This is a genomic window from Streptomyces pratensis (assembly GCF_037137275.1).
GTDB lineage: Bacteria > Actinomycetota > Actinomycetes > Streptomycetales > Streptomycetaceae > Streptomyces > Streptomyces pratensis_B.
On the sequence record NZ_JBBBEN010000092.1, the window covers coordinates 393,097 to 407,719 of the forward strand.

Genomic DNA, 14,623 nt, shown 5'->3' on the forward strand with positions numbered 1-14,623 from the left:
CGTCCCGCGGACCGCGTCGGCGGCGCGCCGCCGGGGAACGCGTCGCCTGCCGTCAGGCGGCGCGGTCCCGGGCAGCGCGCCCTCGGCGACGGCCGGTCATCCGCGCACCTGGATCAGCGCGTGCGTGCCGCTGGTACGCCAGGCGGCACCGGAGCTCTCCAGGGCTGCCGAGGTGCTCTGGTCGAGGCCGACGATCACGTCGGACTTCAGGGTGCGCAGCGCGGCGACGGAACCCGGGAAGTACGCGGTGCGGTCGGCGAAGGAGGCCGTGGCGTCCCACAGCCGGTCGCCCACCAGACGACGGTAGTTGAGGTCGCCCTTCAGGAGAGTGAGCGTGGCGCTCTCGAACGCGGCGCGAAGGTCCGCGGGCATCTCGCCGTACGGCAGCGGAGCGCAGAAGAACGGGTGGGTGCGGACCTCCAGGTCGTCTGCCGTCATGGCCTTCCACAGCCGGCCGCCGATCCTGCCGGCTTCGCCGGGCGCCTTGACGAGGCGACGGAGGCAGTCGACGACGTCAGCGGTCATCGCGTCGGAGACGTAATAGGGGGAGGGCTTGACGTGGAGCACCACGCGTTCGGCGTGCCGTTGTTCGAGGAGGTGGTCGATGAGGATCAGGTCGGGGACCAGTTCTCGTCCCGCGTTGTCCGCGACCACGGCGACGGTGGAGGGCGCTCCGGCGGGGAGGGCCTGCCACAGCGAGACGCTGTCGTCCGCGACCAGCATGGACGCGGCGGCGTCGCCGGTCTCCGGCTCCCCGGCCGAGGCGCGGAAGCCGAGGTCCGCGCGGTTGCCCCAGAGCGAGGCGTGGAGCAGGGCCGTGGCCCGCTCCTCGGCCGGCACGTTCGCGAGCGCGTCCAGGGCTCGCAGCTCCTGGGCCACCGCGTCGCCTTCCAGTTCGGCCTGCTTGAACGGGGCGAACGGATCGACTCCCTGCCAGGGGCCGGCGTCGAAGTAACCGACCGCGCCGAGGAGCCTGCGGTAGAAGTAGCTCTCCGCCCACAGGAACGGAACGTCATACCACGAGCGGCCGAAGTGCTCCCGCCCCCAGCCCGCCCAGTGGTCGTGGTCACGCTCCGTGGAGGCCAGCGGTTCGACGACACCGGTGGTGATCTCGTCCAGCAGGTCGTCGAGGGCCTCGTGCTGTCGCCGGCCGTACGGAAAAGCGTCCCGCACCTGCTGGATGAGGGCAGGATGGCGCTCGGCCAGAACTCCCCGGGCGAACGAACCGGGCTCGTTGCTCAGAATGACCGGAGCGTCCGACGCGGCGGCCGCCCCTGTGGCGCGCGCCGCCTCTTCACCCGGGTCGCCGGAGATCTTCTCTGTCATGGTGTACAAGCCCTTCGTGTCTCGCTCAGGCGTCCGTGGTCCACGGGGCGGCGACGCCGGCCGCACTCCCCACCGGCACGTCGTCCGTCCCGGGTGCGCGTGCCGCGCAACGAAGTGAGGCGTCCACCCTGACGGCGCCGATCTGGCACCGTTCACCGGACCTCCCCCAGCGTACGAACCCCGGCACCGCGACCGGGACCGCGACGCTCGTCGCTCCTGCGCCTCCCGGCCGGGGCCCGCCCCGTTCGCCGTCCTGCTCCGCGGGTGGGCCGTCGTGCCGGCCACAGGGCGGACGACGCCGCCCCTCCCCCGCCGTGGGCGGTGACGGGGCGGCTGACCGGCTCAGGCGTGGCTGGCGGTGGGGCGGACGATGATCTCGCTGACGTCGACATCGGCGGGCTGGTCGATGGCGAACGCGATGGCCGCGCCGATGGACGAGGCCGGGATGGCGACGCTGCGGAACGTACGCATCTCCTCACGGCCCACCGGGTCCGCGATGGACTCGGCCAGTTCGGATTCGGTGACGCCAGGGCAGACGGTGGTGACGCGGATGTCGCCGCCGACCTCCTGCCGCAGCCCCTCCGAGACGGCCCACACGGCGTACTTGGTGGCGCAGTAGACGGCCGCGGTCGGGGAGACCTGATGGGCGCCGATGGAGGCGACGTTGACGAACTGGCCGTGGCCCTGGGCCCGCATGACCGGCAGGGCGGCCGCGATGCCGTGCAGCACACCGCGGAGGTTCACGTCGATCATGCGGTTCCACTCGTTGATCCGGAGCGCCTCCAGCTTGGAGAGGGGCATCACACCGGCGTTGTTGACCAGGACGTCGACGCGGCCGTGCCTGCGGTGAGAGGCCTCGACGAACGTCCTTGCCTGTTCGGCTTCGGTCACGTCCAGAGGGTGGTGCTCGGCGCTGCCGCCGGCTGCCCGGATGGCCTCGGCGATCTCTTCGAGCCGTTCGGTGCGGCGGGCTCCCAGAACGACGTGGTGGCCTCGTTCGGCGAGCAGCTTGGCGGTCGCCTCTCCGATGCCGCTGCTGGCTCCGGTGATGAGGACGACTTTGGGGGTGGTGGCAGGGGTCATGGGCGGAGCTCTCCTTCAAAGGGGTGGCGGCCGATGGGGCGCGTCGTCTCTCGGACCGCGTCGGCCGGACGGAGCGGTGCGACGTCGTGTTGTCGCCCGCTGGGCTGTGCGAGGCGGCCGCGTCCGGTGGCCGGCTCCCGTCGGGGGGCAGGGCACCGGTGGGGCGGCGGGCATGCGCGGCGGGGCGGTGAAGGCTCAGCGGCCCGGGGCGGGGGGCGGCCTCGGCGGCCCGGCCGTCCGGCGGACCACCTCGTCCCGTACGCGCTCGCGGGCTGGACGGGCGGCTGCTCGCGTCGCCTGCGGCCGCGGCGCGGTCAGGGCCGGCGCCTCTGCCGGGCGCGCACCTCGTCCTCCCGGTGGAGCACGAGGTGCTCGTGGAAGAGAACGCCGTCGCGGACGTCGCCGGTGGCGGTGAAGCCGGTGTCGTCGACGTAGTCGAGGTGACTTCCGGTGACGGAGTAGCGGCCGGTGTAGGCGCTCCGGCGGTCGCCCCGGGCCTCGTCGTAGCGGCCGTCCGGCAGCAGTTCCTGGCGGATGAAGCCGTCCGCGGTCACCCACGTGCCGACGTACGGGTGGGGGTCGCGGGGCGTGTCGTCGCTGGTCATGGCTCCACCCTCGGCGGCGCCGGGGACCGGGGCCAGGCCGCGGTCCTCCTGGGTGCAGCGCACCCACGGTGCGCCGTCGGCTCTGGGGCCATGCCCTCGCAGGGCCCCGTCGCCGGCCGCGCCCGGGGAGCGGGCTCCTACGTGGTCCGCCTCCCCGGGGCGTCTTGGCGCCCGGTGCGGGTGGTCGCCTCCAGCGAGCCGAGGAGGCGGAGCGCGTCCGCGGTCCGGGTGCCCTCCTGTGCGTGGTAGACGACCAGCTGCTGCCCCGGGGCGGAGCGTACGTCGAAGGTCTGCATGCGCAGGGTGAGCTCACCCGCAGCGGGGTGCAGCAGGACCTTGGCGGCGTCGCTCTTGCCCCGTGCGTCCCGCCTCTGCCAGAGGTCGGCGAACTCCCGGCTGTTCTCCGAGGCCGTCCGCAGCACCTCGTGGATGCGCGGGTCGTTGGGCCGCGCGCCTTCCAGGAAGCGGAACCCCGCGACCGCGTTGGCCGCGGCCTTCTCCCAGTCCGCGTGGAACGAGCGGAGGGACGGGTCGAGGAACAGGGCGAGCAGGACGTTCGCGCCGGGTGGGTAGTGGGGGAAGACGGCCCGCCCCAGCGTGTTCGCCGCGAGAACGTCGTACGCCCGCCCCAGGAGCAGGGCCGGTGTGCGGTCCCACAGTTCGGTCAGGGCCAGCAGCTGGGGGTCCGCTCGCTCGACGGCGCCCTCCGGACGCGGAAGCGGGAGCAGGCCCCCGACCCGGTACAGGTGCAGCCGGCCGTCGTCGTCCAGCAGCAACGCGTCGCTCAGCGCGTCCAGGACCTGCGGCGACGGGTGCCTCTCACGGCCCTGTTCCAGCCTCAGGTAGTAGTCGACGCTGATACGGGCCAGCATCGCGACCTCCTCACGCCGCAGACCGGGGACGCGCCGCCGCCCGTCCTGCGGCAGACCGACATCGGGTGGCGTCACCCGCGCGCGCCGGCTCCGCAGATACTCTCCCAGCTTCGAAGTCGCCATTCGGCCAGGCTAAGGGCTGTCCCGTACCCCCAGGACGGGCTGCGGCCCCCCGGTGGGGAACTCCGGGGGGCCGGGCCGGTTCCGGCCCCGCGCCGTCCGCCGCCCGCAGCACGAGGCCGCGACCTCCGGCGGGGCCGGGCAGCCGGCGGTCCGGCACTCGCCCGCGACGATGCGGCGTACGGCTTCGAGGACGCGGTCCCGCACCTGCGTGTCCTGCGTGCGCAGGTTCAGGGAGAGCCGGGCCTCTGCGGGGATGATGTTGTGTTTCGTGCCTGCGGCCGCGCGCCTCACCCCGTACGCGGTGAACTGGACCTTCGCCGGACCCAGCGGGGAGTGACACCGTCCTGGCGGGGCCCAGCCGAGCGCGGCGCAAGGGGGGGCGGGCGTGCGGGTACGCGGTCCGGACCATGAGGCGGAGTGCGCATTGAGGACAAGCGGCGAAAAATGCATCACGTTTAGAAAAGGTTAAGTAAATAATGTCGCCCGTCGGCAACGGGGGGCGGTGCGGACCGTTGACGAGAACCGGGAATTCCGCCACCTTCATGGCGTGAAGCATTTCCGTTCCTTCGCGAAAGCAGGGATGCCGTGAGAAGAACACGACGCTTTGCGTCTTCCGCTCTGACTGCCGCAGCCGTTTTCACAGCGGCATTCGCCTGGCCGGCGACAGAATCCGCGCAAGCGTTCCCCGCGATCCCCCAGCAGAATGTGGTGAACTACCTGCGCTCCATCTCCGGGACCAGCATCGTTTCCGGGCAGCACAACAAGGAGCCCGCTTCGGCTCCCGGGCAGTACACGCAACAGGTCAAGGACGTCACCGGGCAGTATCCGGGCCTGTGGGGCGGCGACCTGATGTTCAACGCCGCGGACGTGGCCCATCGCCAGCGCGTGGTGGACCAGGCGAAGATCGAGTGGGCCAACGGGTCATTGGTGTCTTTGACCTGGCATGTCTGCCCGCCGACCGGTGGAAGCACCTGTGCGTTCGAGGGCGGCGTGAAGTCGAACATATCGAACACGCAGTTCTCGCAGATCCTCACCGACGGCAGCGCCCTGAACACCGCGTGGAAGCGGCGTCTCGACGAGGTCGTCCCCTACCTGCAGCAGCTGAAGAACGCGGGGGTCCCCGTTCTCTTCCGGCCGTTCCACGAGATGAACGAATCATGGAACTGGTGGGGCAACCGGCCGGGAGCCAACGGTAGTTCTCGGCTCTTCCAGATCACGCGCGACTACCTCGCAGGAACCAAGGGGCTCGACAACCTGATCTGGGTATGGAACGTGCAGGACAACCCGGCCGGCGGGTGGAGCAATTACTACCCCGGAAATCAGTACGCGGATATCGTGTCACTCGATGTCTGGTACAAGAGCCACCCCAGTTCCGCTGACTACCAGCAGATGAGGGAAATCGCCGGGACGAAGCCCATGGCCATCGGGGAGATCGGCAAGATGCCGACCGCGGCGATGCTGCAGAACCAGACGCGTTGGACCTGGTTCATGATGTGGTCCGAGCATCTGCGGGGGAACAACACCAACGCCGAGATCCAGGCTTCGTACTTCCACCCCCGCGTTCTCAACCAGGGCGAGGTCAACCTCCCCTGAGGCCCGCTGGAGCCGCCGCGGCCACAGACTCGCGGCTCCCTGGTCCGCGTCGGGCGGAGGACCGGCGGCTGGCCGGCCTCACCTGACGGCAGGAGGTCGGATGTGGTCACAGCCATCCGGAGAGCCCGAGGAGAAAGCCGGCCGGATCGTCGCGGTGGACGGTGTGCCCCGCGCCGTCCACCGTCCGCGTGTGCCAGCCTCGGCGCCGCAGCGTCGCGGCCACGGCCGGGGGAACCCGCTCGCTGGGATCGGCCAGCAGCACCAGAGAGGGGACGGCCGGGGCGGCGGGCAGGCCGGGCAGGTGCGCCAGGGCGGCGACCGAACCCGGGTCCCAGGCTGCCAGAGCGTCATGCTCTGCGGTGATGTCGTCGTCGTGCCAGCGCGGGTGCGCGGCCCGCAGCTCCTGCCGGGTGGCGTGCTTGACGGCGCGCAGGGCGGCCAGGTCCCGGGGGCGGCTGAGCCACGCGGGATCGCAGTGGACCGCACGTGCACAGCGCAATCGGGGCAGAGAGAGCAGCAGTGCGGCTGAGCCCAGGGAGTGGCCGATGGCGAGGTCCGGCGCCGGAGGCAGCGTGTCGAGCAGGTCGACGGCCAGGGCCGCGGGTGTGTAGGTCTCGCCGCGACCGCTCGCGCCGTGACCGCGCAGGTCGACGGCGATGACCCGGTAGCCGCGGTCGGCGACAGCCGGTGCGACACGATTCCACGTACGTGAGTCCGTCATGATGCCGTGTACCAGCACCGCCGTGCGGGGGCCGTCCCCCCAGACACGGGTCGCGAGTCTCATGAGGCGGTGTCCAGGGGGACCCGAGCGCGGTAGAGCACCGCTCCTGCGCCCTTCACCTCGCACGGGCTTCCGGCGGGCACGAACACGGCCCTGCCCCGGGAGAGGACCGGGCCGGGCGTCAGGCGCACAGGGCCGGCGAGGCAGAGCAGCACCTGTGGCCCGGGGTCGGTCACGTTCACGGCGTCGGCGCCTGTCTCCAGCCGCGAGAGAACGAACTCCTTCGCGGGAGAGCGGTATCGGGTCTCGCCGACGAGCCCGGTGTCCGTCGGTCGTACGACGGCCGGTCGCACGGGCGTGCAGTCCACGATGTCGGCCAGCAGCGCGCTGTCGACGTGCTTGTCGGTCAGACCGCACCGCAGCACGTTGTCCGAGTTGGCCATGACCTCCACGCCCAGTCCCCGTAGATAGGCGTGCGGTACTCCCGCTCCGAGGTAGAGGGCCTCCCCGGCGTCGAGACGGACATGGTTGAGCAGCAGTGCCGCGAGGAGCCCTGGGTCGCGGGGGTAGTCCGCCGCGACGGCGGCGTACGCGGTGCCGGTGCTGTCCCAGGGGCTCGGGGGCGCGGTCAGGCGGGGCAGGGCGGCGGACACGGCGCGCACGAGGTGCTCGGGGGCACAGAGGGCCGCACGGAGTGTGCGGCTGAGGGCCTCGTGCGCCGGCCGGGAGCGGAGGAGCGCCGACCAGTGGCGGAGCTCGGGCACCGCCAGGGCATCGAGCAGATCGGCCGTGCGGGCCGGCTCCCGGAAGCCGCAGAGCGCCTGGAAGGGGCCCAGCGCACAGAGCAGTTCCGGCTTGTGGTTGCGGTCCTTGAACGTGCGGTGCGGGGCGTCGAGCGGTACTCCGGCCGCCTCCTCCCGGTCGTGGCCGTCCCGCGCCTGCCGGCGCGTGGGGTGCACCTGCACCGACAGCGCCCGGTCTGCCGCCAACAGCTTGAGCAGGAAGGGCAGCTCGGGGCCGTGGACGGCCAGGCTCGCCTCCCCCAGCTCTCCGACCGGGTCGGCGGTGATGGCAGCCGCCAGGTCAGGGCTGCCGGGCCGGTCGGCGAGGATCGATGGCGCGGCGTGGTGCGCGCCGAACCACCACTCGGCCTGCGGTTCGCCGTCGGGGCGCTGCCCGAGAAGAGCGGGGATCGCGGTGCGGGAGCCCCAGGGGTAGGTGCGTACGACGGGGCTGAGGGAGGAGAGGGCGGCCATGGGCTGCTCCGAGAGGAGGGGCGGGAGGGGCGGCGGAGGGGGGCGGCAGCGGGCGGGCCCGGCCCCGGGCGCCTGTGCGGCCGGGCCCGCCGCTGCGGTCGTCGGCTTCAGTCGGCGGCCTCCCGCGGGGGTGCGCTGCTGCCGCGGGGCAGCAGTACGGGGGGCGCCGCCGGGCCGGACGACAGGTCACGGCGGTGGACGACATCGAACAGGCGGCGGGTCACCTCGGCGCCGAAGCCGAACACGTCATGACTCATGGCGGAGAGCGTCGGGTGCGTGAGCTGGCACAACTGGGAGTCGTCCCAGGCGATCAGGCTCACGTCCCTCGGGACGCTCAAGCCCATCTCCGCGGCGACGGAGAGGCCCGCGACGGCCATGACGTCGTTGTCGTAGACGATGGCCGTGGGGCGGTGCGGGGAGGCCAGCAGCGTCCGGGTCGCCCGGGCGCCCTGCTCCCCGGAGTAGTCGGTCGTGACGCTGCGGGCCGGCTCCAGCCCGAGTTCGGCCACGATGGTGTTCAGCGCGGCGGTCCGGATGATGGTGTGGCCGAGTGACGGGTGGCCGCCCACCCGTGCGATCCGTCGGTGCCCGAGGGCAGCGAGATAGCGCACCGCCTCGTGTACGGCAGCCTCGTCATCGGTCCACACCGAGGTGAACCCGCCGGTCAGTGAGGGGTGGCCGACGGCGACGGCCGGCAGCCCGATCGCGGCCAGCTCCGTGACCCGGGGGTCGTTCTGCTGGATGTCGACCAGGATGGACCCGGCGATCCGGCGCGACTGCCACCACGCGCGGTGGACGGCTATCTCCTGCGTGGCGTCGCGCACCAAGTGCAGGAGCAGGGAGCACCGGTGTTCTTCCAGGACGGACTCGACGCCGGAGATGAACTCCATGTAGAACGGTTCGAGCCCGAGCTGCCGTGCGGGCCGGGCGATGACCAGGCCGACGGTGTCCGCGGCTCCGGTCGCGGAGCCGGACAGCTTGATGGCGGTCTGGCTCGGCACCCAGCCCAGCTCGGCGACGGCCGCCATGATGCGTGCACGGGTGGCTTCCGAGACCCCGGGCCGGTTGTTGAACGCCAGGGACACAGCCCCTCGGGACACCCCGGCCCGGGCGGCCACATCGTTGATGGTGACGCGCCCGGACCGGCGTGCGGGGGCCTCACTCACGGACGGGCGCCCCGTTGACGCAGAAGAGAGCGGCTTCCGCGGCGTGCGCGGTGGGACGAGCCCAGCCGGTCACCCGCCAGGTGCAGCTCTCGCCGGGCAGCAACGTGACCCGCCCGCGGTCGGCGCGGGCGTCCGGAGCCAGCCGGTCGGCCTGCAACAGGAGGTCCCGCACGAGACCGGAGGCGGTGACCGTGACCGCCGCGCCGCCCTCGCCGTCCTCCCTCACCCGGACCTCGTAGGAAGCGGCCGGGTAGGCGAACTCGCGGTCCGGGCAGCCGAAGTGCACCGCACGCAAGCCGTCCGCGTCGGCTACCAGGAACTCCCCGCGTACGTCGCCGAACTCGGTGACCGAACGCGGCAGCGCCGCCAAGGCCACACTGCGGCCCGCGGCCTCGAACGGCACCTCGGCGCCGGCCCGTACCGTTCCGTCCGCGCCCATGCGCCGGACCGTCACCGTGGCCCCCCAGGCGGCGGCGCTCTGGTTGCAGCCCGCGAGAACCAGGGCGCCGTCCCGCTCCTGGACCGTCAGCAGCCGGTCGGCGTACAGACGGCGCATCTCGAAATACAGCGGCTTGAGCCGGGCGTCCCCGTCGATCGCGGCCCAGGAGGTCACCGGCCAGCAGTCGTTGAGCTGCCACAGCACCGTACCGGCGCAGCGGGGCCAGTGGGAGCGCCAGTGCTCCACCCCGGCGGCGACGGCGCGTGCCTGGTTCAGCTGGGTCAGGTAGTGCCAGGTGTCGAAGTCGGCGGGCGGGGCGAAGTGGCGGGCGAGCCCTCGGTTGAGCTTGCCGTTGCCGTCCTCTGCCTTCTGGTGGTGCAGCATGCCGGGGGACTGGGCGGTCAGCGGACGCTCGGACAGGGCGCGTTCCAGGGTGGCACAGGCCGGCGGGGCCTGCCAGCCGAACTCCGCGACGAAGCGGGGCACCGTGGTGAGGTAGTCGCTGTAGTCACGGCGGTTCCACACCTCCCAGGAGTGCGCGGTGCCGTGGTCGGGGTCGTTCGGGGTGTGGTCCCACGACCCGGACCAGGGGCTTCCCGCCCAGTAGGGCCGCGTCGGGTCCGTCTGCGCCACGATGCGGGGCAGCAGACCGAGGTAGTAGCCCTCGCCCCAGGACTCTCCACCGAGTGCCTGCTCCCACTCCCAGTCGGCGAATCCCCAGAGGTTCTCGTTGTTGCCGTTCCACAGCACCAGCGAGGGGTGGGGCATCAGCCGGACCACATTCTCCCGGGCCTCTGCCTCGATCTCGGAGCGCAGCGGCTGCTCCTCCGGGTAGGCGGCGCAGGCGAAGAGGAAGTCCTGCCAGACCATCAGGCCCAGTTCATCGCAGATGTCGTAGAAGGCCCGGTCCTCGTAGATCCCGCCGCCCCACACGCGTACCAGGTCCACACCCGCTTCGGCCGCCTGGGTGAGACGGGCCCGGTAGCGGTCGGCGGTGACGCGGGTGGGGAAGACGTCGTCGGGAATCCAGTTCACCCCCCGGGCGAACACCGGAGTGCCGTTGACGACCAGGGTGAAGGCGCTTCCGTGCTCGTCCTGCGAGGTGTCGAGTTCGATCGTGCGGAACCCTACGCGTCGCTCCCAGGCGTCGAGGGCGTGGCCGCCGGCGTCCTCGAGCACGACGGTGCACGCGTACAGCGGCTGTTCGCCATAGCCGCGCGGCCACCACAACGCCACGTCCGGGGTGTGCACGGACACCGTGGCGGTCATGGCTCCGGGCGCGACGGTGACCTCGGAAGAGGTATCGCCGACGCCGGCCACCAGACGCAGGGGCCGGTCCTGACCGGTTGTCGTGCGGTCCAGGTCGACGGTCACCTCGACGGTGCCGCTCCCGTCGCCCGCGACGGTGACCTGCGGACGGACCTCGGCCAGCCGGGCTGTGGACCACTGCTCGACGCGCGCCTCGCGCCACACTCCGGCCGTCACCAGGGTGGGGCCCCAGTCCCAACCGAACGAGCAGGCCATCTTGCGTAGGTAGTTGAACGGCTCTGAGTAGGAGTTGGGCCGCTGCCCCAGCGCCTCCCGGAGCGCCTCCGCCTCGGTGTACGCGGAGGTGAAGGCGACTTCGAGCGGGGCCGGGCCGTCCGCCAGCAGGTCGGTGACGTCGAACCGGTAGGAGCGGTGCATGTTCCGCGTACGCCCCAGCAGCCGTCCGGCGACCCGGACCGCGGCGACCGTGTCCAGCCCCTCGAAGACCAGATCGGCCCGCTCGAAGGCCCCCTCGCGCCGGGGAAGTTCACTCGCGTAGGTCCAGTCGGCACGGCCCACCCAGGCGGCCTTCGACTCGTTGCGGTCCAGATACGGGTCGGCCAGCAGGCCCGCGGCCATCAGATCGGTGTGGACGCAGCCGGGCACCTGTGCCGGCACGGTGGTTCCGGCCAGCCGCGGGGGCGTGCCCTCGGGGGTGTCGCGGTCGGTGTTCAGGCGCAGCGTCCAGCCCTGGGACAGCGGCGTGCGGACCTTCATGCGTACTCCTTGAGATGTAGTGCGAGGCGCGGTGGGCGGGCAGGTCATTTGGTGGAACCGGCCGCGAATCCGCTGTAGATGAAGCGCTGCAGCGCCAGGAAGACGATCAGAGTGGGCACGATCACGACGATCGTGCCGGCGGAGATGGTCTCCCAGTGGGCGCCGAACGGGCCTTTGAACCGGAACAGGGCGGTGGAGATGGTGCCGAGTTCGGGGTCCGGCATGTAGAGGAAGGGCACGTAGAAGTCGTTGTAGATCGCAATGCCCTTGACGATGACGACGGTGGCGATGGCCGGTCGCAGCATCGGGAGGATGATTCTCCGGTAGATCGTCCAGGAGTTGGCGCCGTCGATGCGTGCGGCCTCGTCCAGGGAGACGGGGATGGACCGGATGAACTGCAGGAAGATGTAGATCGAGACGATGTCGGTTCCGGTGTACAACAAGATCGGCGCCCAGCGGGTGTTGAACGCGCCGAGCTCGTCGATCACCTGGAAGGTCGCGACCTGCGTGGTGACGCTGGGCACGAGCGTGGCCAGGAGGAAGAGGGCCATCACCGGTCTCTTGAGGCGGAACTGGAAGCGGTCGATGGCGTAGGCGGTCATCGAGCCGATCAGTACCGTGCCCGCGGTGGAGACCACGAGGATCAGCGTCGTGTTGCCGAACGCCCTCAGCATCGCTCCCTGTTCGATGGCGGTCGCGTAGTTGGCGAAGTTGAACCAGTCGCCGGGCAGCGACAGCGGCCCGTTGTTCGCCACCTCCGTCTCCGTCTTGAGCGACGTCAGCAGAACGACGACGAGAGGGACGAGGACCACTGCCGAAGCCAGGAGCAGCGACAGGTACTTGAGGGCGACGGGAATCCTGGCTGTCGCTCCACGGCCTGCGCGGGCCGCACGCCGGGAGGGGGCGGACAGGTCGGTGGTCACGAGAGCTCCACCCTCTCCTCGGGGAACAGCCGGCGCTGGGCCCACGTGATCAGCAGGATCAGGACCAGCAGGACGACCGCGGACGCAGAGGCCAGGCCGACCTTGTCGAACTGGAAAGCGAGCTTGACCGTCTGGATGACGAAGGTCTCCGTGCCGTTGGCGCCGCCGGTCATGATGTAGGGGATCTCGAAGACGGCCAGGGAGCCGGAGACGGCGAGGATGAAACTGAGGCTGATGATCGGTTTGATGCTGGGCGCGATGATGTGCCGGAACTGCTGCCAGCGGTTCGCCCCGTCCAGCTCCGCCGCCTCGTACAGGTGCGGCGGAATGGACTGGATCGCGCCGAGGAACAGCACCATGTTCAGGCCCATGAAGCGCCAGACCGACACCCCCGCGAGCGAGGGGTTGGCCAGGTCCGGGTCGCCGAGCCACAGGCCGCCTTCCGCCCCGACCAGGCGCAGCAGCGTGTCGAGGGTGCCGTCGGGCTGGAAGAAGTACAGGAACACGAAGCCGACCGCCACCCCGTTGACCAGGTAGGGAAAGAACAGCAGCCCCTTGAACAGGTTGCGGCACCGGGTGTTGAAGCTGAGGACCGTGGCGAAGTACAGGGCGAGCCCGATCTGGAGGAACGACGCCGCCAGGTAGAACCCGCTGACGAGGAACACCTCGAACCGCGCGGGCCGAGTCACCAGGTCGGTGTAGTTCTCCCCGCCCACGTAGGAGCGCACGGGGCTGATGCCGTCCCAGTCGGTGAAGCTGTAACCGATCATGTCGGCCACCGGCAGGTACGTGAACATCAGCAGCAGCGCCAGGGGCGCGGCCAGGAAGAGCCAGGGGGTCAGGGCCGCGGTACGGCGCCGCCTGGCGGCGCGTGGCCCGCCGGGGGCGGACGTCGGCGGCGGTGCGCTTCGCCGGCCGGCGGCCGGCCCCCCGCCACGGGTGTTGTGGGCAACGGTCATCTCATGGTTCCTCGCGATGGGTTCCCTGTCGGGCGGACTTCGGGGCTGCGGCGCGGCGAGCGGTCCACGGGGAACTCCGCCCGGTCGGGAAGCGGAGCCCTGCCAGGACGGGCAGGTCCACGCAGGCCGGGCCGCGCCGTGCCGTGTCGCGGTCAGCCGCCGAGGGCCTGCTGGGCCTCGGCCCACCGGGCGTTCAACTCGTCGAAGTAGCTGTCCATGTCCCCGTCGGCCGCGCCCCGGGCGACGTCGACCAGCTTCTGCCGGTAGCCCTGCGCGGTGATGCCGATCTCGGACGCCTTGTCGATCTCGTTGACCTCGACGATGTTCTCCTGGCGTTGCGGGATCAGGGTGACATCGTTGTCGGAGAAGGCTTTGAGGGTGTCCGGCAGCGGAGCGCCCTTGACCGAGGAGATGGAGCCTTCACTGGCGGCCTGACCCGATGCCGTGATGTACCAGTCGAGCCACGCCCGGGCCGCCGTCTTGTCGTCGGAGTGCGCGTTGACCGCGTACTGGTAGTCGGGGCGCAGCACGGAACAGAAGGCCCCGTCGCGCTGCGCCGGGAACGGCATGAACGCGATGTCGTCGGGGTCCTTCCCTGCGGCCTCCGCACCGGCCCGCATCTGGGAGATCGCCCAGGACCCCAGCCACATCGACGCGACCTCGCCGGACCCGATCTGCGCCTTGGAGTCCTCCCAGTTGGTCGTGGTCGGGTCGGGCTCGGACAGCTTCTTCTCGACGATCGTGTAAAGAAGCCTGTCGATCGCGTACAGGTCCGATCCGCTGCTCCAGGGTTGCTCGGCCGCGGCCAGGGAGTCGTAGGCCCCGGAGTCGCAGGAGGGCGAGCCGATGGCGTTCGTCCAGTTGGTGAGGGGCCAGCCGTCCTTGTAGTTCGTGTAGTACGGGACGGCGTCGGTCTTCGCCTTGATCGTCGCCAGGTCCGCGATGAACTCCTCGGGCGTCGCGGGCCAGTCGCTGATGCCGGCCTTCTCCCAGACCGCCTTGTTGTAGACGAATCCGTTCGCCACTCCGATGTTGGCGAGACCGTAGACCTTGCCGTCCACCGTGGCGTGGTCGGTGTAGTCGAACGTCGCCGACAGCTTGACGGAGTTGCCGAGCGGAGCGAAGAAGTCGGGGTACTGCTCGACGGAGAGGGAGTTGGGGATCAGGAGGACGTCACCGTAGTTCTCGGTGTTCATCCGGATCTTGGTCTCGCCCTCGTAGTCGGTCAGCCCCTCGAACTTGACCTTCACCCCCGGGTAGATCTTGTTGAACTCCGCCGCGTACTTCTTCAACGAGCCGTCGGCTATCTGGTCCGTCCTGTTCGTCAGGACCGTGATGGCGCCCGACACCTTCGCGGGGTCGCTCGGGGGCGCCGCGACCTCGCCGCTCCGGACGTCCCCCTGGCCGCTACATGCTGTGACAGCCACCATGATCGCGGCCACCAGAACCACACTCGCTCTGCGCATTTCCTCCACCCTCACTGCACGATTCTCGGGATCACACCCAGGGGGATGCCGCGCCGACTCCCGCCG

The 14,623-nt window shown here is 71.0% G+C and carries 13 protein-coding genes; 1 reads left to right on the forward strand and 12 read right to left on the reverse strand.

Going from position 1 to position 14,623, the window contains the following annotated elements; all coding sequences use genetic code 11:
• Window positions 1-96: 96 nt before the first annotated feature.
• The 5 genes from V9U70_RS18565 to V9U70_RS18585 all read right to left on the reverse strand — a co-directional run bounded on the left by V9U70_RS18565 (window position 97) and on the right by V9U70_RS18585 (window position 4,459).
• A complete protein-coding gene (locus V9U70_RS18565; protein ID WP_336676634.1) occupies window positions 97-1,326 on the reverse strand; it encodes a damage-control phosphatase ARMT1 family protein in 1,230 nt (409 codons plus the stop codon).
• 342 nt (window positions 1,327-1,668) lie between these two features.
• Window positions 1,669-2,409: an SDR family oxidoreductase gene (locus V9U70_RS18570; RefSeq protein WP_336676635.1), complete on the reverse strand. Its 741-nt coding sequence runs from the start codon at window positions 2,407-2,409 to the stop codon at window positions 1,669-1,671.
• A 314-nt stretch (window positions 2,410-2,723) separates the two neighbouring features.
• Window positions 2,724-3,014 carry an Atu4866 domain-containing protein gene (locus V9U70_RS18575; RefSeq protein ID WP_336676637.1) on the reverse strand — a complete coding sequence of 97 codons (291 nt, stop codon included), beginning with the start codon at window positions 3,012-3,014 and terminating at the stop codon, window positions 2,724-2,726.
• Window positions 3,015-3,151: 137 nt separating this feature from the next.
• Window positions 3,152-4,009: a helix-turn-helix transcriptional regulator gene (locus V9U70_RS18580; RefSeq protein WP_336676639.1), complete on the reverse strand. Its 858-nt coding sequence runs from the start codon at window positions 4,007-4,009 to the stop codon at window positions 3,152-3,154.
• Window positions 4,010-4,018: 9 nt separating this feature from the next.
• Window positions 4,019-4,459 carry a peptidase dimerization domain-containing protein gene (locus V9U70_RS18585; protein ID WP_336676862.1) on the reverse strand — a complete coding sequence of 147 codons (441 nt, stop codon included), beginning with the start codon at window positions 4,457-4,459 and terminating at the stop codon, window positions 4,019-4,021.
• Between the two features lie 258 nt (window positions 4,460-4,717).
• Between V9U70_RS18585 and V9U70_RS18590 the strand changes: the two genes are divergently transcribed.
• The gene (locus V9U70_RS18590; protein ID WP_336676640.1) at window positions 4,718-5,602 is read left to right on the forward strand and encodes a glycosyl hydrolase; all 885 of its coding nucleotides are present in this window, start codon (window positions 4,718-4,720) and stop codon (window positions 5,600-5,602) included.
• Between the two features lie 106 nt (window positions 5,603-5,708).
• Here the strand turns inward: V9U70_RS18590 and V9U70_RS18595 are convergent, their stop codons facing one another.
• The 7 genes from V9U70_RS18595 to V9U70_RS18625 all read right to left on the reverse strand — a co-directional run bounded on the left by V9U70_RS18595 (window position 5,709) and on the right by V9U70_RS18625 (window position 14,557).
• Window positions 5,709-6,386, reverse strand: coding sequence for an alpha/beta fold hydrolase (locus tag V9U70_RS18595; protein WP_336676641.1), 678 nt, complete (start codon window positions 6,384-6,386; stop codon window positions 5,709-5,711).
• Entirely contained in the window at window positions 6,383-7,579 is a 1,197-nt protein-coding gene (gene manA, locus V9U70_RS18600) for a mannose-6-phosphate isomerase, class I (protein ID WP_336676643.1), read from the reverse strand. The genes V9U70_RS18595 and manA overlap by 4 nt, the downstream gene beginning before the upstream one ends.
• 107 nt (window positions 7,580-7,686) lie before the next feature.
• Window positions 7,687-8,745, reverse strand: coding sequence for a LacI family DNA-binding transcriptional regulator (locus tag V9U70_RS18605; RefSeq protein ID WP_336676645.1), 1,059 nt, complete (start codon window positions 8,743-8,745; stop codon window positions 7,687-7,689).
• Window positions 8,738-11,209, reverse strand: coding sequence for a glycoside hydrolase family 2 protein (locus V9U70_RS18610; RefSeq protein WP_336676647.1), 2,472 nt, complete (start codon window positions 11,207-11,209; stop codon window positions 8,738-8,740). Before V9U70_RS18610 ends, V9U70_RS18605 begins: the two co-directional genes overlap by 8 nt.
• Window positions 11,210-11,253: 44 nt before the next feature.
• Entirely contained in the window at window positions 11,254-12,132 is an 879-nt protein-coding gene (locus V9U70_RS18615; RefSeq protein WP_419723996.1) for a carbohydrate ABC transporter permease, read from the reverse strand.
• On the reverse strand, window positions 12,129-13,091 hold the full coding sequence (locus V9U70_RS18620) for a carbohydrate ABC transporter permease (protein ID WP_336676648.1): 963 nt from the start codon (window positions 13,089-13,091) through the stop codon (window positions 12,129-12,131). Before V9U70_RS18620 ends, V9U70_RS18615 begins: the two co-directional genes overlap by 4 nt.
• 152 nt (window positions 13,092-13,243) lie before the next feature.
• Window positions 13,244-14,557 carry an ABC transporter substrate-binding protein gene (locus V9U70_RS18625; protein WP_336676650.1) on the reverse strand — a complete coding sequence of 438 codons (1,314 nt, stop codon included), beginning with the start codon at window positions 14,555-14,557 and terminating at the stop codon, window positions 13,244-13,246.
• Between the last annotated feature and the right edge of the window lie 66 nt (window positions 14,558-14,623).

What these genes read in the sequence shown, in the direction of transcription:
- V9U70_RS18610 (WP_336676647.1), bottom strand. Translation starts at nt 11,209, where the DNA reads ATGAAGGTCCGCACGCCGCTGTCCCAGGGCTGGACGCTGCGCCTGAAC.
- V9U70_RS18570 (WP_336676635.1), bottom strand. Translation starts at nt 2,409, where the DNA reads ATGACCCCTGCCACCACCCCCAAAGTCGTCCTCATCACCGGAGCCAGC.
- V9U70_RS18585 (WP_336676862.1), bottom strand. Translation starts at nt 4,459, where the DNA reads ATGCATTTTTCGCCGCTTGTCCTCAATGCGCACTCCGCCTCATGGTCC.
- V9U70_RS18575 (WP_336676637.1), bottom strand. Translation starts at nt 3,014, where the DNA reads ATGACCAGCGACGACACGCCCCGCGACCCCCACCCGTACGTCGGCACG.
- V9U70_RS18565 (WP_336676634.1), bottom strand. Translation starts at nt 1,326, where the DNA reads ATGACAGAGAAGATCTCCGGCGACCCGGGTGAAGAGGCGGCGCGCGCC.
- V9U70_RS18595 (WP_336676641.1), bottom strand. Translation starts at nt 6,386, where the DNA reads ATGAGACTCGCGACCCGTGTCTGGGGGGACGGCCCCCGCACGGCGGTG.
- manA (WP_336676643.1), bottom strand. Translation starts at nt 7,579, where the DNA reads ATGGCCGCCCTCTCCTCCCTCAGCCCCGTCGTACGCACCTACCCCTGG.
- V9U70_RS18620 (WP_336676648.1), bottom strand. Translation starts at nt 13,091, where the DNA reads ATGACCGTTGCCCACAACACCCGTGGCGGGGGGCCGGCCGCCGGCCGG.
- V9U70_RS18580 (WP_336676639.1), bottom strand. Translation starts at nt 4,009, where the DNA reads ATGGCGACTTCGAAGCTGGGAGAGTATCTGCGGAGCCGGCGCGCGCGG.
- V9U70_RS18625 (WP_336676650.1), bottom strand. Translation starts at nt 14,557, where the DNA reads ATGCGCAGAGCGAGTGTGGTTCTGGTGGCCGCGATCATGGTGGCTGTC.